General features: G+C 40.3%; 18 protein-coding genes and 5 tRNA genes. 4 read left to right on the top strand and 19 right to left on the bottom strand.

Translation table 11 applies throughout. The annotated features are described in order from the left end of the window. Nucleotides 1-67: 67 nt before the first annotated feature. The 7 genes from clpP to ACHUE3_RS14340 form a co-directional block, all read right to left on the bottom strand. Entirely contained in the window at nt 68-688 is a 621-nt protein-coding gene (clpP, locus tag ACHUE3_RS14310) for an ATP-dependent Clp endopeptidase proteolytic subunit ClpP (RefSeq protein WP_394193056.1), read from the bottom strand. Nucleotides 689-853: 165 nt separating this feature from the next. Beyond that, on the bottom strand, nt 854-2,158 hold the full coding sequence (gene tig, locus ACHUE3_RS14315) for a trigger factor (protein ID WP_058561264.1): 1,305 nt from the start codon (nt 2,156-2,158) through the stop codon (nt 854-856). Nucleotides 2,159-2,634: 476 nt separating this feature from the next. After that, nucleotides 2,635-2,711: transfer RNA gene (locus ACHUE3_RS14320), tRNA-Pro, on the bottom strand. A 70-nt stretch (nt 2,712-2,781) separates the two neighbouring features. Beyond that, a tRNA-Pro gene (locus ACHUE3_RS14325) sits at nt 2,782-2,858 on the bottom strand. Between the two features lie 18 nt (nt 2,859-2,876). Beyond that, nucleotides 2,877-2,952 (bottom strand) — tRNA-His (locus tag ACHUE3_RS14330). A 24-nt stretch (nt 2,953-2,976) separates the two neighbouring features. Then, nucleotides 2,977-3,053 (bottom strand) — tRNA-Arg (locus ACHUE3_RS14335). A 118-nt stretch (nt 3,054-3,171) separates the two neighbouring features. Then, nucleotides 3,172-3,248 (bottom strand) — tRNA-Pro (locus ACHUE3_RS14340). Nucleotides 3,249-3,593: 345 nt separating this feature from the next. On the opposite strand from ACHUE3_RS14340, the gene folD reads away from it, so the two are divergent. After that, nucleotides 3,594-4,448, top strand: coding sequence for a bifunctional methylenetetrahydrofolate dehydrogenase/methenyltetrahydrofolate cyclohydrolase FolD (gene folD, locus ACHUE3_RS14345; RefSeq protein WP_394193057.1), 855 nt, complete (start codon nt 3,594-3,596; stop codon nt 4,446-4,448). A 62-nt stretch (nt 4,449-4,510) separates the two neighbouring features. Here the strand turns inward: folD and ACHUE3_RS14350 are convergent, their stop codons facing one another. After that, a complete protein-coding gene (locus tag ACHUE3_RS14350; RefSeq protein WP_394193058.1) occupies nt 4,511-5,395 on the bottom strand; it encodes a DMT family transporter in 885 nt (294 codons plus the stop codon). Between the two features lie 122 nt (nt 5,396-5,517). After that, complete coding sequence (cysS, locus tag ACHUE3_RS14355; protein ID WP_394193059.1) at nt 5,518-6,897, bottom strand: cysteine--tRNA ligase; 1,380 nt, start codon at nt 6,895-6,897, stop codon at nt 5,518-5,520. A gap of 150 nt (nt 6,898-7,047) precedes the next feature. Here cysS and ppiB point away from each other — a divergent pair, with 150 nt between their 5' ends. Both ppiB and ACHUE3_RS14365 read left to right on the top strand, forming a co-directional pair. Further along, nucleotides 7,048-7,539 (top strand): peptidylprolyl isomerase B, encoded by a 492-nt coding sequence (gene ppiB, locus ACHUE3_RS14360; RefSeq protein WP_394193060.1) that lies wholly within the window; start codon nt 7,048-7,050, stop codon nt 7,537-7,539. 70 nt (nt 7,540-7,609) lie between these two features. Beyond that, a complete protein-coding gene (locus tag ACHUE3_RS14365; RefSeq protein ID WP_394193061.1) occupies nt 7,610-8,341 on the top strand; it encodes a UDP-2,3-diacylglucosamine diphosphatase in 732 nt (243 codons plus the stop codon). Between the two features lie 18 nt (nt 8,342-8,359). On the opposite strand, the gene ACHUE3_RS14370 is transcribed toward ACHUE3_RS14365, so the two are convergent. From ACHUE3_RS14370 to miaE, 3 genes are all read right to left on the bottom strand, one after another. Next, nucleotides 8,360-10,267 carry a sensor histidine kinase gene (locus ACHUE3_RS14370; RefSeq protein WP_394193062.1) on the bottom strand — a complete coding sequence of 636 codons (1,908 nt, stop codon included), beginning with the start codon at nt 10,265-10,267 and terminating at the stop codon, nt 8,360-8,362. After that, nucleotides 10,268-12,487 (bottom strand): EAL domain-containing response regulator, encoded by a 2,220-nt coding sequence (locus ACHUE3_RS14375; RefSeq protein ID WP_394193063.1) that lies wholly within the window; start codon nt 12,485-12,487, stop codon nt 10,268-10,270. A 406-nt stretch (nt 12,488-12,893) separates the two neighbouring features. After that, the gene (gene miaE, locus ACHUE3_RS14380; protein WP_394193064.1) at nt 12,894-13,652 is read right to left on the bottom strand and encodes a tRNA isopentenyl-2-thiomethyl-A-37 hydroxylase MiaE; all 759 of its coding nucleotides are present in this window, start codon (nt 13,650-13,652) and stop codon (nt 12,894-12,896) included. Between the two features lie 204 nt (nt 13,653-13,856). Here miaE and ACHUE3_RS14385 point away from each other — a divergent pair, with 204 nt between their 5' ends. Then, complete coding sequence (locus tag ACHUE3_RS14385; protein ID WP_394193065.1) at nt 13,857-14,456, top strand: Yip1 family protein; 600 nt, start codon at nt 13,857-13,859, stop codon at nt 14,454-14,456. A gap of 137 nt (nt 14,457-14,593) precedes the next feature. Here ACHUE3_RS14385 and purF read toward each other — a convergent pair whose 3' ends face one another. The 7 genes from purF to ACHUE3_RS14420 form a co-directional block, all read right to left on the bottom strand. Beyond that, complete coding sequence (gene purF / locus ACHUE3_RS14390) at nt 14,594-16,120, bottom strand: amidophosphoribosyltransferase (RefSeq protein WP_394193066.1); 1,527 nt, start codon at nt 16,118-16,120, stop codon at nt 14,594-14,596. A gap of 18 nt (nt 16,121-16,138) precedes the next feature. Beyond that, complete coding sequence (locus ACHUE3_RS14395; protein WP_058561253.1) at nt 16,139-16,633, bottom strand: CvpA family protein; 495 nt, start codon at nt 16,631-16,633, stop codon at nt 16,139-16,141. A 61-nt stretch (nt 16,634-16,694) separates the two neighbouring features. Beyond that, a complete protein-coding gene (locus ACHUE3_RS14400) occupies nt 16,695-17,357 on the bottom strand; it encodes an SPOR domain-containing protein (protein ID WP_394193067.1) in 663 nt (220 codons plus the stop codon). An 11-nt stretch (nt 17,358-17,368) separates the two neighbouring features. After that, nucleotides 17,369-18,634, bottom strand: a complete 1,266-nt coding sequence (folC, locus tag ACHUE3_RS14405) for a bifunctional tetrahydrofolate synthase/dihydrofolate synthase (protein WP_394193068.1) — start codon at nt 18,632-18,634, stop codon at nt 17,369-17,371. A gap of 25 nt (nt 18,635-18,659) precedes the next feature. Further along, on the bottom strand, nt 18,660-19,535 hold the full coding sequence (accD, locus tag ACHUE3_RS14410) for an acetyl-CoA carboxylase, carboxyltransferase subunit beta (RefSeq protein WP_394193069.1): 876 nt from the start codon (nt 19,533-19,535) through the stop codon (nt 18,660-18,662). Nucleotides 19,536-19,686: 151 nt separating this feature from the next. After that, entirely contained in the window at nt 19,687-20,481 is a 795-nt protein-coding gene (gene truA, locus ACHUE3_RS14415; protein WP_394193070.1) for a tRNA pseudouridine(38-40) synthase TruA, read from the bottom strand. 118 nt (nt 20,482-20,599) lie between these two features. Next, a partial coding sequence (locus ACHUE3_RS14420; RefSeq protein ID WP_394193071.1) for a FimV/HubP family polar landmark protein occupies nt 20,600-23,896 on the bottom strand: 3,297 nt, incomplete at its 5' end.

Consider the following 23,896-nt stretch of genomic DNA (forward strand, 5'->3'; position numbering starts at 1 on the left):
AAAAAATAATGGTTTTCACAGTGTAATCAACCTAAGCTAGTAACTTGAGATACTAGCTTAGTGATTTTCACTTACTGTCGCGATTAGAGAACACTGAATCAACCAGGCCATATTCAACAGCTTGGCTAGCGCTCATAAAGTTATCACGATCTGTATCACGTGAAATAATGTCTAATGGCTGGCCTGTGTGCTCTGACATTAAACGGTTAAGCTTGTCTTTAATAGACAGGATTTCTTTAGCATGTATTTCAAAGTCTGAAGCTTGACCTTGGAAACCACCTAATGGTTGGTGAATCATTACACGTGAGTTAGGCAGGCAGAAACGCTTGCCCTTAGCACCAGCAGTGAGTAAGAAAGCGCCCATGCTAGCCGCTTGGCCAACACAGATAGTACTTACATCTGGTTTAATAAAATTCATTGTATCGTAAATAGCCATACCTGCAGTTACTGAACCGCCCGGTGAATTTATGTATAAAAAGATATCTTTATCAGGGTTTTCAGATTCTAAAAATAGCATTTGCGCTAAGATTAGATTTGCCATGTTGTCTTCAACTTGACCCGTTAAAAAAATGATTCTCTCTTTTAATAGTCTCGAATAAATATCATACGAGCGCTCGCCTTTCGCTGTCTGTTCAACAACCATTGGAACTAATGCATTTAGAGGATCTGTAATACCAGTGTTATTCATACTTATTCTATTCCTTATGCGCTTATACTTGTCTTATTTTATGAAAAGCATAGTTATCTTTTTGGCAAAATTGAAGGCCACAAACTAAAATGGCTCGGGCACGCTGTATAATACAGAGTAACACGAGCCATTTAATCGTTAGCGAGGGCTTAAGTCAATGACTTATTAAGCACCTTGCTGTGGATTCATGATGTCATCAAATGCTTTTTCAACGTCAGACACGGTTGCTTTAGCTAAAATAGCTTCAACTGCTTGCTCTTCCATTGCTACATTACGCATTTGCTGCATAAGTTGATCATTTGCTTTGTAGTATTCTACTACTTCAGTTGGATCTTCGTATGCTGATGCAACATTAGCGATTAACGCTTCAACTTTAGCGTCATCAACTTTGATCTCGTTCGCTTTAATTACTTCGCCTAATAAAAGGCCAGTTTTAACGCGCGTTACTGCTTGCTCATGAAACAATTCAGCTGGAAGCTCAGGCATGTTTTTAGCGTCGCCACCAAAACGTTGTGCTGCTTGCTGACGTAGTGCATCAATTTCTTGATCTACTAGTGCTTTAGGCACATCAATTTCGTTGTTAGCTAAAAGACCTTTGATAGCTTGATCTTTCACGTTAGCTTTAACCGCTTGGTCAAGTTCACGTGTCATATTCTTTTTAACTTCTTCTTTAAGTGCGTCAACGCCACCTTCAGTTACACCGAACTTAGTTGCGAATTCTTCGCTAAGCTCAGGAAGTTCTTGTGCTTCAACTTTCTTCACAGTAATAGTGAATTGAGCTGCTTTACCTTTAAGGTTTTCTGCATGGTAATCTTCAGGGAATGTTACATCAGCAACAACTTCTTCGCCTGCTTTCTTACCTACGATGTTATCTTCAAAACCTGGGATCATACGACCTTGGCCAAGTTCTAGTGGGAAGTCTTCAGCTTTACCGCCTTCAAATACTTCACCATCGATTTTACCTTCGAAGTCAACCGTTACACGGTCATTTTCGCCAGCAGCAGCATCAACATCAGCCCACTCAGCATGTTGCTTACGAAGTGTTTCTAGCATGTTAGCTAAATCTTCGTCAGTTACAGTAACAGCAGGTTTTTCTACAGCAATCTTGTCTAAACCTTGAACTTCAACTTCAGGGTAAACTTCAAATGTTGCAGAGAATTCTAAATCTTTGCCAGCTTCTAACGCTTTAGGAGCGAAAGTAGGCGTACCTGCTGGGTTGATTTTTTCAGCTACGATTGCTTCGTAGAAGTTACGCTGCATTAGTTCACCAGCAACTTCTTGACGCACTGCGCCACCGTAACGTTTGTTGATTACAGACGTTGGTACTTTACCAGGACGGAAACCATCAATACGCTGGGTTTTAGACAGTTGTTGTAAGCGTTTTTTTACTTCGGTCTCAACGTTCTCTGCAGGAACGGTGATGGTCAGACGGCGCTCAAGGCCTTGAGTCGTCTCAACAGAAACTTGCATGATTTACCTCAATCTTCAATTTTGGCGACTGTTCGCCTTCCTTACAAACACGGTTATCACTATGCGTTTGATACGTTAAAAGCCACTAATAGGACGTTTAAACTCCATCTTCACTATAAGATACCAATGCTGCTCTGCCCTTCGGGCACTATGTTAAACAATAGACGCGGCATTATAACCTAATATTTATGATAGTCGAGTCATGGGGGCAATTATTTGGTTAGAACGCGAATTATAGAAGCAAAATGAATAAAAAATGCGCTTTGAATGGGAAGTTTAAGTAGGTTGAGGCTAATTTTTCAGAATAACGTAGCTATAAATAAAGAATTTATCAGCTATTCAGAGTTTAAATATAGTTTGTGGTGAGTTTACTAAAATATTTTATTGAAGAAAGTGGTCGGCTGTACAGGATTTTACCCTGTGACTGAATTGAATATACCCAAACCAATCTTGCGACGCTTTAAATCATAAATAAGTGGTCGGCGATGCAGGATTTGAACCTGCGACCCCTTGGACCCAAACCAAGTGCGCTACCAAACTGCGCTAATCGCCGATATTGAAGTATTAAACTTTTATTTTCTATTGAACACTTAAACTGTGAGTTTAAGACCACTTTAAGAAAGTGGTCGGCGATGCAGGATTTGAACCTGCGACCCCTTGGACCCAAACCAAGTGCGCTACCAAACTGCGCTAATCGCCGATATTCTTTTTTGTAAATTGGGGTGACTGATGGGGCTCGAACCCACGACAACCGGAATCACAATCCGGGGCTCTACCAACTGAGCTACAATCACCACGGTATTTACTTGTTTTCGAAATGGCGCACCCAGAAGGATTCGAACCTTCGACCGACGCCTTAGAAGGGCGTTGCTCTATCCAGCTGAGCTATGGGCGCATCGAAAACTTCATAGCGGACCAATAAGCTACTTTAAAAAAGTGGTCAGCAATTCAAGATTTTAACTTGCGACTGAATTGGAAATACCCAAACCAATCTTGCTACACTTTAGAAAAAGTGGTCGGCGATGCAGGATTTGAACCTGCGACCCCTTGGACCCAAACCAAGTGCGCTACCAAACTGCGCTAATCGCCGATGCTTACTATTGTCTGCGAGTGACCTCGTTGACAACGGGGTGCATAATAGTGATTTGGCTGGATTAGGTCAAACCTTTTTTTAAGAAAATAAATCAATCGGTCATTTTTAGTTCACAATGGCTAAATATTGTAAAAATAAGCTAAAATTTCAACTGTTTTATTTAATTGTGCTGCATATCTAAAAAAAGCAACTTGGCGCTTTGGTGCTTTTCTGCGAAAATAGGCAGACTAAATAGCAAGAAAAACAGCGCTGGTTAAAGCCAGTCTCGTTTACCCCTTAAAAAACGATTGTTTCTTGCTATGTATCGGTTTCAAGTTAACTAACCCTAATTAAAGGTCACCCATGACGGCAAACATCATCGATGGTAAGGCAATAGCTAAACAAGTACGAAGTGCAGTAGCAGAGAAAGTAAGTGAACGAGTAGCGAAAGGTTTACGTGCTCCGGGACTTGCGGTTGTACTTGTAGGACAAGACCCTGCGAGCCAAGTATATGTTGGTTCCAAGCGCAAAGCCTGTGAAGAAGTTGGTTTTGTATCAAAATCATTTGATTTACCTGCTGACACATCAGAGCAAGCACTGTTAGATCTAGTCGATGAGCTAAATAATGATAAAACAGTAGACGGTATTTTAGTTCAATTACCTTTACCTGAAGGCCTTGACGCAGAGAAAATCCTTGAGCGCATTACGCCTTTAAAAGATGTGGATGGTTTTCACCCATACAACATCGGCCGTTTAGCACAGCGTATGCCAGCTCTACGCCCTTGTACACCTAAAGGGATTATCACATTACTTGACTCAACAGGTGTTAAATATAAAGGAATGCATGCTGTTGTTGTTGGTGCATCAAATATTGTTGGTCGCCCGATGGCATTAGAGTTATTACTTGCAGGTTGTACTACAACTGTGTGCCATAAATTTACTCAAGATTTAGAAACCCATGTACGTCGAGCTGATTTGCTGGTTGTTGCGGTAGGTAAGCCTGAGTTTATACCGGGTGACTGGGTTAAAGAAGGTGCGATTGTTATCGATGTAGGTATTAACCGTTTAGATACAGGTAAGTTAGTCGGTGATGTACAGTATGATGTCGCTGAACAAAAAGCACACTTCATTACACCTGTACCTGGAGGTGTTGGGCCAATGACAGTCGCAAGCTTAATAGAAAATACATTAGAAGCGTGTGAGAAATATCACAGTTAAATGCTAATTATCTTTTAAAAGGGTTGCTATTTAAGTAACCCTTTTAACTATTAATTAATACCTTAAGCTTCTTTTACTCTGCGTTTAACTAACTTAATAACTTGCGGTAATACTGAAAAACATATCATTAAAGCCATAATCAAATATTGCCATGCTTGGTATTGCTCATTTAATAAAACGATGGCACAAATAATACCTGCAATTGGGTTAGCAATCGTGCCAAAGGTAAACTCAACTACGCTCATCCGCCCAAGAAGCCAAACATATAACGCATAAGCCAATGCAGTATTGGGTACAACCAACCAAAATAGTACAAACCATTGACTTGGAGTAAACGCCTGAGCCAGTATTTGATAAGCCTGTGGCTCAATGTAAAATGCCTGTACTAACGCGGCAATACCCAACAATGAGCCTCCTAAAATTAACTGCCAAGTCAGCACTGTCCACCAATGGATGTGCGTAGTGATCTTCTGCACTAATGTACTGCCAATAACGATTGTCAATAACGCCCCTACCAGTGCTGCAATGCCTAACAAGTTAAGCGAAACGTGTTGTGGGTCGAATAACAGCCATGCCAAATAAACTAACGTTAACGCACATACAGACTGTAATAGCGCAGGTCGCTGCCCTTTAAACAGCCATGCATACAACAAAGCTACAACAGGCACGGAAACCATACCTACTCCCGCAATGGCAGCAGGTAAATTAATCGCCATAACAAAGATAAAGCTAAAAAATAAAGCGATATTAACCAATGCTAATACAATTAAACCACGCCACTGTCTTAATTGTGGCCAAGTCGGTCTGATCAGTAGTAATAATAAACCCGCAGGTAATGCCCGTATTGCACCAAGTAAAATAGGCGGCCAATCAGGCGTAGCATACTTGGTTACAGCGTAGGTCGTGCCCCATAAAAAAGCAGGGATCATGGCAAGCAGAATATTCATTTCATTCCTTTTTTATATTTAAGAAATGCTAGGGTAAAACCTCAACTTGAGTTAAGGTCAATATACAAAAACAAAAAAGGTTGCCAATTTGGCAACCTTTTAAAACGTGTAATAAAACGAGTTTATGCTTTACGCCAAGTTGTTTTACCGGCAGAGTCTTCTAGCACCACACCTAATGCATTAAGGGCATCACGTGCTTCATCAGCAGCAGCCCAATCTTTATTTGCACGGGCATCGTTACGCTTAACAATTAACGCTTCAATTTGCGCAACTTCATCATCAGCTTGGCCACCTTGTAAAAACGCTTCTGGTGCTTGCTGTGCTACGCCCAGTACTTCTCCAAGACAACGTAAAACATAAGCAAGTTTACCTGCTTGCTTTGCATCTGAATCTTTAACCCGGTTAAGCTCTTTAGCCAGTTCAAATAACACCGGTAATGCTTCAGGTGTATTAAAGTCATCGTTCATAGCTTTTCTGAACTTAACAACATGGTCGTTACTTTCAAGTTCACACGCGATAGGTTCAACACCACGCAGTGCAGTATAAATGCGTTCAAGTGAAGAACGTGCTTGATCTAAATTCTCTTGCGAGTAATTTAGCTGGCTACGGTAATGACCTGAGATCAAAAAGTAACGTACCGATTCAGCGTCATACTCTTTAAGTACATCGCGTACGGTGAAAAAGTTATCTAATGATTTAGACATCTTTTCTTTATTTACTTGCACCATACCAGTGTGGAGCCAAGTATTTACATATTTACCATTATTTGCACAGCACGATTGTGCAATTTCGTTTTCATGATGCGGAAACTGTAAGTCTGAACCGCCACCATGAATATCAAAATGCTCACCTAAATGCTTAGAGCTCATTGCCGAACATTCGATGTGCCAACCAGGGCGACCCTCGCCCCACGGCGAAGACCAAGAAGGCTCACCCGCTTTGGCTTTTTTCCACAATACAAAATCAAGAGGATCATCTTTATCTTGTGCAACTTCAACGCGTGAACCTGCTTGCAGCATAGTTAAATCTTGCTGTGAAAGCGCACCGTATTGCTCAAAAGTCGATACGTCAAACAATACATCGCCATCCGCAGCAACATAAGCATGACCTTTAGCGATTAAACGCTCAACCATTTCAATGATCTCATCCATATGACCAGTTACTGTTGGTTCGATATCAGGGCGTAACATGTTTAAACTATCAAAGTCTTCATGCATAGCGACTGTCATACGGGTGGTTAAGTCATTAATCGATTCACCGTTTTCATTGGCACGCTTAATAATTTTATCATCTACATCTGTGATATTGCGCACATACTTTAAATCATAACCAAGGTGGCGAAGATAGCGCACGATAACGTCAAAACCAACAAATGTACGTGCATGACCAATGTGACAGTAATCATAAATGGTGATACCACACACATACATATCGATTTTTCCATCGACCATAGGTTTAAACTGCTCTTTTTGACGCGTGAGTGTGTTGTATATATTTACCATTTATTTTAAGTCCTTGACTGTTTACTTGATTGGTTATGTTACCACTTGCAAAGCCCCTGCTCTAGCGCTTTATCAAATCAATAAGCACTTTGTTAATCTTAGCTAACTAAGATAAAATAGCGCTAAATAAATCAGCTAATAGGAAACCTCATGGTTGTTCTACATACAAACTTTGGTGATATCACCATAAACATGCACAAAGAAGATGCACCTAACACTGTTAAAAACTTTTTACAGTATGCAAATGCAGGCTTTTACGACGGTACTATCTTTCACCGTGTAATTGATGGCTTTATGGTTCAAGGTGGTGGTTTTGAGCCAGGTATGACGCAAAAAGAAGTACATGATCCTATTCAAAACGAAGCAAACAATGGCCTTTCAAATAAAAAAGGTACACTAGCAATGGCACGTACGCCTGATCCACACTCAGCGACAGCCCAGTTTTTCATTAATGTGAACGACAATGACTTCTTAAACTTTAGCAGCGAAACTTCACAAGGTTGGGGTTACTGCGTATTTGCTGAAGTTGTTGAGGGCATGGATGTAGTTGAGAAAATCAAAGCCGTTGCTACAGGCAGTTCAGGCTTCCATCAAGATGTACCACTTGATGATGTTATTATCAAAAGCGTAACTGTAAACTAAGTTAGCTTTAAACTAAGAGCGGGTTTTTGACCCGCTTTTTTGTCTAATCAGCGTTTAACTTCGAGTTCACATGCGCCAAACCTATTTTATTGCCGATCTACACTTATCTGAAAGCCGCCCAGATATAAGCGCTGCTTTTTTCCAGTTTTTAGATAGCCACATCGTTAATCAAGATGTTGATGCTTTATATATCTTAGGTGACTTTTTTGAGGTATGGGTAGGTGATGATTATGAAACACCTTTGTCCAAAGAGGTTGCAACCCGTTTAAAATATATTAGCGACAATGGTACCCCCGTATTTTTCATCCATGGCAACCGCGATTTTATTATTCGTGATAAATACGCAAAGCAAGCGGGAATGACGTTACTTCCTGAGCAAACCGTCATTGACTTGTATGGCACGCCAACAGTTATTTTGCATGGCGATGAAATGTGTACACAGGATGTTGAATACCAAAAGTTCAGAAAAAAAGCGCGTGGTTGGTGGTGGCCGCGGTTAATGCTGGCACTTCCATTGTGGTATCGTCGAAGTGTGGCAAAAAAAGCCCGTGAAAAATCAAAACAAAACCAGGCGGGAAAATCACTAGAAATACTTGATGTGACTCAAGAAGCCGTTCTGAGTGTTTTTGCACAGCACCAAGTCACTAATATGATCCACGGACATACTCACCGCCCTGATGTACATCACTATAATGAACGTGGCGCAGTCCTTACTCGTACAGTTCTGGGTGACTGGTATACACAAGGGTCTTATCTAGTTGTAACACCTAAATCTCAAAAATTAATATCGACTCCTTTTTAGGAAAGCACTTGCGTCGCTTCACCCTAAATCGGGTATCGTTATAATAAATTGGGTTTTATAAAAGTCATCACTATCTGGGTCTGAGTCTAGTATAAGCTCACCATGCAATACCTCAGTGACCCATTGATGTACCATGTATAAGCCTAAGCCCGTATTCCCTTTTCCTCGCGCAGTTGTATAAAAAGGTTCCAATATATTATTTTTTACTTCATCACTAATACCGCACCCATTGTCAGAAATAGTGAGTATTATTCCTTTATCATCATTTAGCTCAACTTTAATTTCTACTTCTCCAGTTTGAGATTCTTCAAATGCATGACTCAACGCGTTCATAATTAAGTTTTCAATTACTTGTGAAATAATACCAGATCGACTAACTATCTGTTTGTTTGTTAAGAATTGAGTCCTAATTTTAATTGGAGAGTTTTTTAACCGTGAGTTTAATGAAATGAGTAATTCTTTTATTAGTTTTTCTATATCACACAGCACAAGCTCATCAGTGTGACGATCAATAGCCATTTTTTTAAAGCTTTTAACTAAAACTGCCGTTTTATCTAAATTTGTTTTAGCGAGAGTTAAATTCTCATCAATGCTAAGCATCGTTTCATCTAGCATTGACTTGGTTAACCCTTCTTTCACTGCATTATTCAGCTTTTTCAAGGCCATGTCGGCATTAGATACTGAAATTATAGCGCCACCGATAGGCGTATTCATTTCATGTGCAACGCCAGCAACAAGCAGGCCTAGCGATGAAAGTTTACGCGCTTCTATCAAACTTGCTTGTAATCTCTGCTGCTGTTTAATTGTGGCATCAAATTGGCGATTCACAATACCAAGCTCAACCTTTTCAATGTTTAGTTTATGTGACAGAGTTAATAATTTATTTTGGTATTTTTGATCACGATAAATCAAACCAAAACTAATCAGACTTAATAACAAGCCAAGTATTATAGCAAGTTGAGCAGCAAACTCTTTTTCATTAATAATCTGCCCATTTCGGCTGTTTAGTAAAATGATGATTTTTTTGCTTTCATTACTTTTATTTTCTAGAAGGGAAAGCAAAGACAGTCGGTATGTGTACAACGTATCATCCATTAAGACTGAATTACTGTCTATTTCGCTCTGTACTATTGTGCTCCAAAGTTCAGGTGATTGAGATGCTAACGTATTATTTGAATTGTTATACATAAACCCCCACTCTAACGCAGGGTCTTTATGCAAGAGCCAAAAACCACTTTGATTTAAAAGACTTACCTGAGAGGTTTTTTGATTGTACTGCTGTATATCTGAAAAAAGATAATTCAGATTAAAATTCACCACTAATAAGCCATCTATAAGATATTTTTCCCTGTTTGTTCTATAGGTTACGCGGATGGTTGGCTGGTGTGGTTTAACTATTTTCCCGCGTTCTACATTCAGATCAATCGCAGAAGTATACGTATCTGGTGCTGCAACTTGCATACCCTGAATGAAGTAGTATCTATTTTTTTTATTTTGTAAATGGCGTTGTTGAACGATTGTGCTTTGATTGTCATTTATATCAACCCTAAATCGCTCTTGACCCTGAGAGTCTATCCATCTAATTTGTGAAATATTATTCGTAGCCACTGCAAAATTTGATAAGTAATCGTTTATATTAGGCCTTAAAGCATAAAGTGATGAAGCTGAATCTAACGCATCCTTCTTTAAAATAGGACCTTGTGCAAGTATTTTAGTTAGCTTTTCAATACTGCTTACTTCCCTTGTTATTTCGTTATTAATCGTCACCAGCTTTTCATCTTGTTGCGATTTTATTGCGTTAATTTCACGCTGATACACTTGTTCAAAGACCAACCAAACAATTAAAAAGTTGATAAACAAACTAAATATAGACTTTACAACCAAGCCCTTTTTAGAGGCGATCGGAAGAGCATCAAATTTACTCATTTACGTTGTCTCAAATTGCTTAAGCCAAACGAGTAAATCGTCAATAAATTGGGGCTTAGAAAAATAATAACCTTGTGCTGTTTTACACCCTTGCTCTAGCAACCAATTAGCCTCAAACTCATTTTCAACCCCCTCAGCAATAACAGAAAAGTTATATTGTTCTGCCAAAGAAAGAATCATTTTTATCATATATTGATTATTTTCATTTGATTCAAGATCAGTCACAAAATATTGATCTATTTTTATTGACGTGCAGGGTATTTCATTTATGTGTGCCAATGACGAATATCCTGTACCGAAGTCATCAATGCTTACTGCCATACCAAAATCAATAAACTTCTTAAGCGCCTGCCTGATTAAACTATAGTTGCTTATAGCTTGCGTTTCAGTAACTTCCAACTCTAATAAAGCAGGGGAAATACCATACTGTTCGATTTTCGCCTTTATCTGTTCAAAATAATATGGCTCCACTAAATCAAATGAAGAGGCATTAAATGCGATAGGCAGGGAAACACCATAGCTATTTAACAACTCATGAGCCTGTAATACTTTCTCAAAAATTACGCTGTCTAACTCGTTGATGAGCCCAGCAGTTTCTGCAAGCTCGATAAACTCGTCAGGACGTACAAAAGTGCCGTCAGCTAAGCGCCACCTAGCAAGAGCCTCGAAGCCTATGGGCGAAGCACAAGACAGACTCATTTTAGGTTGGCAAGCTACCTCAAGGTTTTTATTACCAATTGCGGTTCTTAATTGCGCCATTAATTCGTAACGCCGAGTTATAGCTTTTGTTTTTTCTTCATTATGTTTTATATATTTTAACTGACTAGCCAGCGTAGAATTTAGGCTCGATTCTGCCAAATTAATTACTTTTTCTGGCGAAAGGCCTATCGCATCATTTAGCCAAAGCTCGAGTACACGCACATCTATAAATTGCTTAACTTCCTTTATCACATACAGCTGCTTGTTATGAAAATTACTTATCGCAGGAGTAATATCAAAGTCAGTGCTAACCAACATACCAAATGCACTGTTACTGATCAGTGCAATCCTGGGTTCAAAATCTGCAAATACTGTTGCGATGCTTTCGTAAACAAGTTTTATTAATTTATTACAAAAATCGTGGCCAAAAGTAAATGACTTCTCATCAAACTGATAGATATCAAAAACAAGTAAACGCGCTTTTAAGCGTTCCCGTGCGTTCATTGTTTTTATTTCACGTATTAACCAGTTCCGATTTTTAAGATTAAGTGACACATCAGTATACGCAAGCTCAGTTAATCGATTTAACAATGAAATGTTAGCAAAGCCACTGCTCACATTCTCACTAAATACTTTAAGTAGGTATTCATGTTGTTCACTAATAGGGTTGTCTGATTTAACAATCGTAATGTAGTCGACACCCCCAGCCGTTACAGAATCAAAAAAGAAAACAGTGTGATGCTTTGCAAAAACATGCTGCTTTTTCTCAATTGCAAGTTTGAAATCGTGCAAAACCTCTTCGCTAAGACTGGCTTCAACTAACTGCCCTTTTTTACCTTTAAAGCAACCCTGCGTAGACAATATTACTGCCTCAGACGTTGCAGTAGAATTGCTCGAACAAAAAATCCCCCCTCCTTGTGTAATTTTTAAAATGTTACTAATTTGCTCAAGCACGGCGTAAGAAAAGGAAGCCATATCATGCTTACTATTAATACTACGGGAAGCATCTAATACCAGTTGTAAACCTTGTTTGGCAGATTTAATCTGCGAAATATATTCCCAAGTCCGCATATTGCTGTTTACAATTGATTGTAGTTTTTCAGCAGAAATGTCTGATTTATTCCAATACTCGTCAATATCGAGCATTTTCATTACTTCAGCTTCAGGCGCAAAGCCAGGTTGTCCAGTCAAAAGGACAATTCTCATCTCTGCATTACCGATTACCTCCCTTATTGTATTAACCAAACGCAGCCCAGAGTCATCATCTTCCATCACTACATCAATAAAAATAAGTGCAATATCTTGGTGCATACTTAAAGCAAGTGCCGCCTCTGATACAGAGTTTGCCCTCAGTAACTCAAACCTATAACCATCTTTAACATTGAGAGCTTTTAAGCTATTGATTAATGCATTTTGATAATCTATATCATCTTCAACACTCAAAATTTTCCATACTTTCAAGTGTGTATCCACCGATTCAGGTTCTTCCGCAAATGTAAATAATCCCTCTGTGTCGCTCATATAATTCACCTAAACTTAAAAACATAAACAGTATATGTAACTGACGTCACTTGAATAAAGTACCTGCGAGCAGTACATAGATCTTTAAGATTAGAAGAGAGATCTAAGCGTGTCTAATTTTTAAAATAAAAGTGAAAGAAAAAAGATAAAAATGTTTTATTTTAATATTTTACAAAGTAGCTATTAACTTCAAAGCACTCTTGCTAACTACAACGTAGCAATGAAATCAAGGGGGAACTAAATAATCTAAAATATTAATAGAAAATGGATGAAATAATTAGTGAGGAAAAATAAAAACAAAGATCGAAAAGAAATAACGTTGATAAAATAAATCGCTAAGCCTTATTTGGCTTAGCGCGGTTCATATTGCTCACTCTTGACTATTCTAGTAAACACTACTTTATTATTAAGCTGGGTTCCCGCTGTGAAATTTAAAATCTTCATCGGGAGTGATAATAAGGTCGGCTTCTAGATTACCAAAAAATTCAACCCGTTCCGTAATATCAAAATCCGCTATCTCTTGTGCGAGTGTTAAGTAATCTTGGTAGTGCCTAGCTTCGGAGCGCAGCAGTGAAATATAAAAGTCACCAAGGCGCTTATCAACATGCGGTGCAAGTTTTGCGAACCGTTCGCATGAGCGAGCCTCTATGTATGCACCTACAATCAGTTTATCCACTAATGCGTCTGGCTCAAATGTTTTGACGTGACGCAGCATACCCTTAGCATAACGACACGGCGTAATACTTTGATACTCAACATCATACTCATCCATAATTTCAAGCACTTGATAAAAATGATGCAGCTCTTCTTTTATCAACATCACCATTTTATCAATTAAATCTTGGCCATAAGGTGAGTTAGATTTAGGAATGATCGATTTAGTCAGTTTGTTTTTGGATGCTAAATCACGCCAATTTCCCTCACGCTTGTAAATGAGCGTTTCAAATGGTTTAAGCCACTCCAGTAATGCATCACTACTTTCCTTGTCTACTGCGTACTTCCTGATTAAAAACATTGCACTTTGCGCGGCTTTTAATTCACAGATCAAGTGGTCAATTAAAATTACAGACAAGTTTTCTTTTTTAGTTGCTTTATCGATCCAACCATTTGGCGTTTCACAGTTTAAAAAATTGTTAATTGGTTGCAAAAGTTCGCTATGTGACACAGTTGGAAGTGCTCTTAAATAGAATAAATGAACCAGTATATTACCACGGAACATCTACTAAAATAAATCGGCTCTGCCTCTACTAATGTCTAATACACCTTCGCAAATAGCACTTTCTTGACAAGGACCAATTACTGAACCATAACTTAATATAAGCTGTATAAAAATAAAACAGTAGACAATACTTTTTAAGGGGCACACACAATGATTTTAAACCATTTATGGGGCATATATGCCCATCCACTCGAAGAGTGGCAAACCATAGACAACCGCCATGAAAGCCTAAGCTATAGTCTTTCTCACATCCTGCTAATTGCATTATTTCCATCTGCAATGGGGTATTATTCCTCAGTGTATTTGGGCTGGAGCATAGGCGCTGGAAACCCTGTATTTTTAACACATGACAGTGCTGTTTTAATTGCAATTGCCATGTATGCGGCACTAATTGTGGGGGTTTTTGCACTTGCCTATTTGTCTCACTGGATGGCTGTTACATTTGGCGCTAAACCCACTTTTACGCAAACGTTGGAGCTTGCAGCCTACACGTCTACACCTGTATTTATGTCTGCACTAGCAGCATTTATACCTGAGTTGTGGTTCGTGGTTTGTGCGGGCATGGTCGCATTAGCATATTCGGTTTATTTGCTGTACACAGGCGTACCAATTTTAATGCACATACCAGAAGAGAGAGGGTTCATTTACGCAAGTTCAGTTGTTACATGCGGCTTAATACTATTGGTAATTATTCTAGCAGTCACGGCCATGTTATGGACGAATGGTATTATTGATCCTACATTTACATAAGTAACCCATACAATCACTAAGAATCTTATGAAGTAGAAAACAGGCGTAAAAAAGTTATAAAATGTGTTTCGTTATTTTCCTTTCCTATGCAAAAAAGGAGCTAAATTAGCTCCTTTTTTTTTGTGGTTTCAATTCAGTTAATCTGAACCGTTTTCTTCTTGATTATGTAATTCTAACCCTGAAGACATTGCGCTTTCTCGCGTTGATTTAGCGGAATCATTACGCAGTCTATCAATACGATTAAGGTAATCTTGATCGATACCACCAGTAATGTATTGACCGTCAAATACTGAAGTTTCAAAACGGCTAATTTCTGGATTTTCTTGGCGAACTGCTGCAATTAAGTCATCAAGTGATTGGAAGATTAAACCATCAGAGCCAATGCTAGCGTTAATGTCTTCTACTTCACGACCATGAGCAATTAGCTCAGCAGCAGATGGCATATCAATACCATACACGTTCGGGAAGCGAATCTCTGGTGCAGCTGAGGCAAAGTATACATTCTTAGCGCCTGACTCACGGGCCATTTCAACGATTTGAGCTGAAGTAGTACCACGCACAATTGAGTCATCAACGAGTAAAACATTCTTACCTTTGAACTCACGATCTATTGCGTTTAGCTTTTGGCGCACTGACTTTTTACGCATTTCTTGACCAGGCATAATGAACGTACGGCCAATATAACGGTTTTTTACAAAACCTTGACGGTAAGGCAGTTCAAGTACTCGGGCTATCTCAAGCGCTACATCACACGATGTTTCAGGAATAGGAATAACCACATCAATGTCTTTGTCAGCCCAGTCACGTGCTATTTTTTCGCCTAACTTGGTACCCATATTTACGCGCGTTGCATAAACTGACATACGGTCAATGTTTGAATCTGGACGCGCAAAATAAACAAACTCAAAAATACATGGTGAATAAGATGCTTTTTCAGCACAAGCTTGAGAATAAAACTCACCAGCTTCGGTTACGTAAATTGCTTCGCCTGGTGCTACATCACGTACAAACTCAAAACCATCAGTTTTTAGTGCCACACTTTCCGAAGCGAACATGTACTCAGTACCGCTTGCAGTTTCTCGCTTACCAAATACCAATGGACGAATACCATTAGGATCGCGAAATGCAAGCACACCATGGCCAATTACCATTGCGATGGCAGCATAGCCACCTTGTACTTTGCTAATAACTTCGGTGACAGCAGTGAACACATCTTCAGGATCAAGCTTTAGCTTGTCTGCTTTACTCAACTCATGAGCCATGATGTTAAGTAAAATTTCAGAATCCGATGTCGTGTTAACGTGACGGCGTGCCTCAGAGAATAACTGCTCTTTAAGCTGCTCTGCATTGGTTAAGTTACCATTATGAGCTAAAGCAATACCAAACGGCGAGTTCACGTAAAAAGGTTGTGCTTCTGACGAGCTAGACGAGCCAGCTGTAGGGTAGCGTACATGGCCGATACCAATAGTCCCTTGTAAGCGTTTCATATGACGGGTGTGAAAAACATCTTTCACTAAGCCATTTGCTTTACGTAAACTAAACGTGTTGTTTTCTATGGTAATGATGCCCGCAGCATCTTGACCACGGTGTTGCAAAACAGTTAAGCCATCATATATCGCCTGATTTACAGGAGATGTTCCGACTATTCCAACGATACCGCACATGCAATTTTTCCTCGGTGATTAACGGTTGACCGAATTTAAAAAGCTTGAATTGTTTTCGAGGTACGAAAAGAACCACTCAACAACAAAGCCAAATTCTGGGATCAAAATAGAATTACCCCACCAATGCGTATTTGGCGCACCGGTAAAAGCATCAAGAAAGAAGAGTAACGCGCTCACGACCAACACGCCACGCAGTGCACCAAACACAATGCCAAAGACACGGTCGGTGCCAGATAAGCCTGTACGTTGTACAAGTTCACCTAAGAGGTAGTTTAACATTCCGCCTAACAATAGCGTCGCAAAGAATAATATGGCAATGGCCGCTGCATTTCTTAAAAGGGGTTCAGAAATACTGGTTAGGAAGGAGGCTAAATATTGGTAAAATAAACTAGAAATGATAAAAGCCCCTGCCCATACGGCTAAAGACATTGCTTCTTTAATGAAGCCACGAATTAAACCTATGATAGTAGACAGTGCAATAATGCCAAGAATGGCGTAATCAACCCAGATCATAATAACCAACTAGTCGTTAATTTGGGGCGCATTCTATAAGACAAACCACCCAATTGCCAGATCATTTTGTTACTTCAAATTGCGTAACCTTACCGTTTAACTTAGTAAGTTCTTTCAATTCAGGTAGTTTGCTTTGAAGTTGTGCTTTATCCAGCGATGGACCAACAAAAACTTTGGTTAAAGTACCGTTTGGAGTTTTAACTGGGCGGGTAAAAGTTTTAAAACCATTAGCCTTGAGTTTAGCTTGTAGAGATTTAACATTCGCTGCATGAGAAAAGCTACCTAACTGAATCACATACGCCATTTTTGTTAGGTTTTCTTCTGGCTGACGAACGGGCTCTGGGGCTTGCTTTACCTGCTTTTGAGTATTCTCCGCTGGTATTGAATTGGTGTTAACTGGTCCATCGCTATCCGTTGTTGCTGCAACGAATTCAGGTTCTGCAGTTATAACCTCAGGCGCCTTGTCTGATTTACTCTCATCAAGTAATTCATCATCACTGGCAATATCTTCAACGACTTGAGCTTTAGGTTGCTCAGCATGGGCAAACGACTCATCTATTGCTTCTTGCAAATCAATGGTTTTGAACTCAGGACGCTCAGGTATGGCCTTAAACCCTTCTTGGTAATGCACTTTCTCACCATCCAAAATATTTGGAATAAAAATGATAGCTGCAATCACTACAATGCTAGTGCCGACTAAACGATTTATAAAGCCTGAGTTCACTGTATATCTCTCTATTTTTTCCAATATTGAATTGCTGCTGCAACCGTAAAAAATGAACCAAAAACAATGAGCACTGAGCGTTCATCCATTTTTGGTAGCAGAGCATTTAGCGCACTCTCAACATTATGGTATTGCGCCAGCGGTGCATGAGATTTTACATTATTCATTGCACTGGCTAAGTTTTCTACTGTATCACCTCTAAAGCAATCAAGGCCTGCTAAGTGCCATTGATCGATTACAGGGCTTACTTCATTTAAAACAGCCACTTTGTCTTTATCTTTAAGCATAGCGACTAACGCATGAACTTTAAAGCCTTGATCTGTTAAGTGCTTTAATTTTTTGGTTAAGTAACGTGCTGATTCAGGGTTATGTGCAACATCAGTATAAACCAAAGGTGATGAACTTAGCTTCTGAAAGCGTCCTTCAACGACTAAATTAGTTAAACACTCATTGATTACTTCTTTCGTAGGCAATAAGTTAAGCACAGCAAGCGTTGTCAATGCAGTAGCTGCATTTTGACAAGGAATACTTGGCTTTACAAACTCATAATCAAATTCATTAAATTGCCAAATAAAGCTATTTTGATTTTCTTTGAAGACAAAATCTTTACCAGAAAGATACATTTTCGCCGCAACTTCAGTGCCGTAATCAGTCACTGTATGAGGTATATTCAAATCTCCAACTATCGCTGGCGTATCAAACCTAAAGATACCCGCTTTATCGTAACCGACTAATTCGCGGGTATCGCCAAGGTATTCTTTATGGTCTAAATCTATTGTAGTAATAACACTTGCATAAGGGGTTACGATATTTGTAGCATCAAAACGGCCACCAAGTCCTACCTCAAGCAGCACGTAGTCAACTTTATGACGTTTAAATATAGCCAGCGCACCCAAAGTGCCGTACTCAAAATACGTTAATGGTGTTTCACCACGGCCTTGCTCTAACAAATCAAAAGCATCAACATGAAATTGATCATCAAGCTCAGCACCATTAATGCGTACGCGTTCATTGTAATGAATTAAATGCGGAGAAGCATAAGTGCCCACACTGTGCCCTTGAGCCAACAATAGTGACTCTAAACAACGCGCAGTAGTGCCTTTACCGTTGGTGCCACTGATAAGGATAATTTTACTTGATGTGTCTAATAAACCAATGTTGTTGGCAACATCGGCTACGCGTTCGAGGCCCATAGCAATATTTGCAGGGTGAACACTTTCTAAATAACAAAGCCAATCATCAAGGCTTGATGATTGGCTAGGAATGTTTTTTGTCATAGCGTGTAATCAGTTAAGCTGAAATTTACGCTACTCTATGCTCTTGTTCGGTAGAAGGCAAGTTCATAAATTTAGCCAGCACACGTGCTAGCGTATCACGCATCTCACGACGGTCTACAATCATGTCAATTGCACCGTGCTCTAATAAGAACTCACTGCGCTGAAAACCATCTGGTAAGGTTTCACGAACTGTTTGCTCGATAACGCGCGGCCCAGCAAAACCAATTAACGCTTTTGGCTCAGCCACATTGATATCACCTAACATTGCCAATGACGCCGATACACCACCCATTGTAGGGTCGGTCATTACAGAAATAAACGGCAAACCTTTTTCGCTCATCTTAGCAAGTGCAGCACTTGTTTTGGCCATTTGCATTAGCGACATAAGCGCTTCTTGCATACGAGCACCGCCTGAGGCAGAAAAACAAATAAGCGGCATGTTATGCTCTAAACATTGGTCAACTGCATCAACAAAACGCGCGCCAACAACCGACGCCATTGAGCCACCCATAAATGAGAACTCAAATGCAACAGCTGCAACAGGAATACCTTTTAAGCGACCTTTCATAGCAACTAAGGCATCTTTTTCGCCACTTGATTTTTGCGCTGCGCTAATGCGGTCTGAATACTTTTTAGAATCTTTAAATTTTAAAACATCTTTTGGCTCGTGCTCGATACCTAGCTCTTGACGATCTGCATCATCAAGAAAATGCTCTAGACGTTTACGTCCACTCACACGCATGTGATGATCACACTTAGGACATACATTTAATGATTTTTCTAATTCTGCTTTATATAAAATCGAATCACAATCTGTACATTTAGCCCAAACCCCTTCAGGGATCTCTTTACGGCCTGAAGATTTCGTCGTTTTAGGTAAGATTTTTTCTAACCAACTCATTTGCAACTCTCTTAATACTGTTCTGTGTCGCTTCCTGCCCGTATATAAAGGCAGACAATTTTTTCAATTAAAACATGAATTACACGCCGACGGTATAAAAAACTGGTCTTAGTAGTGAAATGACCTTGACTTTTAGCGGCTTGGAAATTACTTATTGATCTGAATCAGCTAAAAATAAAGGGCCCAGCGTTGTTGATGGGATCTCAAACTGTTCCGGGTAATCAACATCAACAAGATATAAACCCGCAGCTTTAGCCGTTGCACTGGCTTTTGCGCGCTCTTTTAAATCAAGTAGCTCTTTAAGCCATACTGGCTGGTGCTTATGTAATCCAATATCCATTAAGCAGCCTGTAATATTTCGCACCATGTGGTGTAAAAAAGCATTCGCTTTGATATCAATAATTACATAGTCGCCTTGGCGTTTAACAGATAAATGATGAATAGTTCTATTTGCTGTGTTTGCTTGACAATGCAGCGCACGGAACGAGGTAAAATCATGCTCGCCAATCAAGTATTGACACGCTTGTTGCATTTGCACTTCGTCTAACGGGTGATAAAAATGAGTAACACCTTCATTCATAATCGCCCCACGGTAAGCGTAATTATAAATAACGTAGCGGTAACGCCTCGCTGTTGCGCTAAAGCGAGCGTGAAAATCTTCGCTGACAGGTTTCGCAAATCGGATAGCAATATCTTTTGGTAAGAGTGTGTTCATTCCCATGGTAAAAGCAACCATTTCTCGGTCAGCCTCAGTATCAAAATGCACCACTTGACCCGTACCATGAACGCCCGCATCAGTTCTTCCTGCACAAACAATTTCAACTGGGTGATTACAAATACGCGAAAGCGCTGTTTCTACTTCTTGTTGTACACTGTTAACGTGCGATTGACGCTGCCAACCACTGTATCGGGCGCCGTTGTATTCAACTCCAAGTGCTACTCGCATAATTACTGCTTTACCTACTGTGCTAATGAACGGGGCATTTTATGCTATAAAGCAACCTAATAAAAGCAAAAAGGGCATAAACTCACGTTCATGCCCTTTGCTGCTAACTGTTAGTTTTTTACACCAATTTAGCCTTCAAACTCTGTGCTTCTTGCTGCACTTCTTCAGGGCCATTCGCTATAACATCCTCAATAGCATCAAGCGCTGAGTCCATATCATCTATTTCAATGTATGCGCGCGCTAAATCGAGCTTGGCAGAGTAACCTCCGCTCTCTAAATCAACATCAGTTGGGTTTTCTCCCGCTAATAATGCATCATATTCACTTAACCCTACATCCATATCAATATCGTCATAAGGTTCGTGTTCAGGGCTTGCATCATCGCTTTGTTCTATCAAGGCATCAATATCAACAAATTCGTCATTAACAGGTTCAGGGGTGCTTTGAGGATTTTCTAACTCACCTGAAGGCGTGTCAGATATTCCATTCAACTCTGTTAGGTCTTCATTTAGTAATGCATCAAAATCAACATCAAAATCATCACTGTCTTCGATGTTTAAAGGCTCAGGCTCCCCTAACTCACTGAGTAAAGCATCAAAATCAGTTTGAGTAAGATCGGCCATAAAGTCATCATCAAGTTCATCGTCTGATAAGCTTGTTTCATCAATACTACTTTCTAACTCTGTAGCAACGTCATCGTTAGCTATCTCGCCCAGTCCCTCTTCATTGAGGTCATCAAATTGACTGTCAAACACTGGCTCTTTCTTTTCATCATCAGCCAGTAGTTCATCCCCAATTAAGGGCTCATCATCAAAATCTTGCTCTAATGTGTCAGAGTTTTCATTCGCGGACATAGCCTCAGCTAAGTCTTGCTCAGCTTGACTTAACTGTAATTCAGTATCATCAACAGCGTTATCTTGCGCTGATGTTTCAGGTTCATTACCCTCTATTGGATCATCAATTAAAGCGTCTATTTCACTTTCATCATTGAGATCTATGTCAACTGCTTCATTACCTTCTGGGGCAATTGTTTGCTCAAGCTTTGAGCTAGACTCTGATACATCAAGCTCATCTTCCAATGCTTCGTTGCTAATAAAGTCATCTTCAATTAACTGTTCATCATCAAAATCATGCTCTAAATTATCGATTTCTTGACCACCAGCCATGGCATTTGCAAGATCTTGCTCTGTTTGGCTTAGTGGCAGTTCTGCCTCATCATGAGATGAATCCATATCTTCATAGTCAAGCTCAAGCTCTGGGTACTCTTCAAGCTCTTGACTCGGGGTAACATCTTCAGCTTCAGGTGATTCATCTTCAGCTGCTAAATCAATATCTGATGAAATTTCCTCTTCGTCGAGTGGGTCATCCCCTAAATCTATTTCAACTTCTTCAATATCATCGTTAAGATCATCAATAGCAGACCATTGTGGATCAGCAACATAATCATCCTCTTGTTGCAGCTCATTTAGTAATTCATCAACACTTTTTAAAGCCGGATCATCATATTCATCCAGAAGATCTTCTTCGTCCATAATAACCGTTGAGTCATCATCCTCTGATAATTCGGATAACTCAGGCTCTTCTGCAAGCTCTGGTTCTGCTTCAAGCTCTGGTTCTGCTTCAAGCTCTGGTTCTTCTTCAAGCTCAGGCTCTGTTTCAAGCTCTGGCTCTGCTTCAAGCTCTGGTTCTTCTTCAAGCTCAGGTTCTTCTACAAGCTCTGGCTCTTCTTCAAGCTCTGGCTCTGCTGCAAGCTCTGGTTCTTCTGCAAGTTCTGGTTCTTCTTCAAGCTCTGGTTCTTCTGCAAGTTCTGGTTCTTCTTCAAGCTCTGGTTCTGCTGCAAGCTCAGGCTCAGCTTCAAGCTCAGGCTCAGCTTCAAGCTCAGGCTCAGCTTCAAGCTCAGGTTCTTCTTCAAGCTCTGGTTCTTCTGCAAGCTCTGGTTCTTCTGCAAGCTCTGGTTCTTCTGCAAGCTCTGGTTCTTCTTCAAGTTCAGGCTCTGCTTCAAGTTCAGGCTCTTCTTCAAGCTCTGGTTCTTCTACAAGCGCTGGCTTTTCTGCAAGTGCAGGTTCTTCTTCAAGTTCTGGCTCTGCTGCAAGCTCTGGCTCTGCTTCAAGTTCTGGTTCTGCTTCAAGCTCTGACTCTTCTTCAAGCTCAGGTTCTTCTACAAGCTCTGGCTCTTCTGCAAGCTCAGGCTCTGCTTCAAGCTCTGGCTCTGCTTCAAGTTCTGGTTCTGCTTCAAGCTCTGGCTCTGCTTCAAGTTCAGGCTCTTCTTCAAGCTCTGGCTCTTCTGCAAGCTCTGGCTCTTCTTCAAGCTCTGGCTCTTCTGCAAGCTCAGGCTCTGCTTCAAGCTCTGGTTCTGCTTCAAGTTCTGGTTCTGCTTCAAGCTCTGGCTCTTCTTCAAGCTCTGGCTCTGCTTCAAGCTCTGGCTCTTCTTCAAGTTCAGGCTCTGCTGCAAGCTCAGGTTCTTCTACAAGCTCAGGCTCTGCTTCAAGTTCAGGCTCTGCTGCTAGCTCAGGTTCTTCTACAAGCTCAGGCTCTGCTTCAAGTTCTGGCTCTTCCTCAAGCTCTGGCTCTTCCTCAAGCTCTTCTAAATCTGGTTCGTCAGTGAGAGAAGACGCTATATTTTCTACATCATCAACATTTAATTCATCTTCAACAGCTGACAAGTCCTCCATTGAGTCTGACAACGCTTCATCAAGTTCTGAGTCATGCTCATTCGCTGTATGTTGCTCTTCCTGATCTGATTGAGATTGTTCGTTTGTTGCAACATCATCGATTAAATCTTCGATATCGTCTAAGTCAAATTCGTCCTCTTCTTCAACCAATTCAGTTGGCTGCTCTGCCTCGGCACTCGCTGGCTCAACATCATCAATAAGAGAGTCGATATCGTCTAAATCAAATTCGTCCTCTTCTTCAGCCAATTCAGTTGGCTGCTCTGCCTCGACACTCTCTGGCGCAGCATCATCAATAAGAGAATCTATATCGTCTAAGTCAAATTCGTCCTCTTCTTCAGCCAATTCAGTTGGCTGCTCTGCCTCGGCACTCGCAGGCTCAACATCATCAATAAGAGAGTCTATATCGTCTAAGTCAAATTCGTCCTCTTCTTCAGCCAATTCAGCTGGCTGCTCAGGTTCAGCATTGCTTGGCGCAGCATCATCAATAAGCGAGTCGATATCGTCTAAATCAAATTCGTCCTCTTCTTCAGCCAATTCAGCTGGCTGTTCAGGTTCAGCATTGCTTGGCGCAGCATCATCGATAAGCGAGTCGATATCGTCTAAATCAAATTCGTCCTCTTCTTCAGCCAATTCGGCTGGCTGCTCAGGTTCAGCATTGCTTGGCGCGGCATCATCGATAAGCGAGTCGATATCGTCTAAATCAAATTCGTCCTCTTCTTCAGCCAATTCGGCTGGCTGCTCAGG

Source organism: Pseudoalteromonas atlantica, assembly GCF_043641955.1.
In the GTDB taxonomy this organism is placed as follows: Bacteria; Pseudomonadota; Gammaproteobacteria; order Enterobacterales; family Alteromonadaceae; genus Pseudoalteromonas; species Pseudoalteromonas atlantica_A.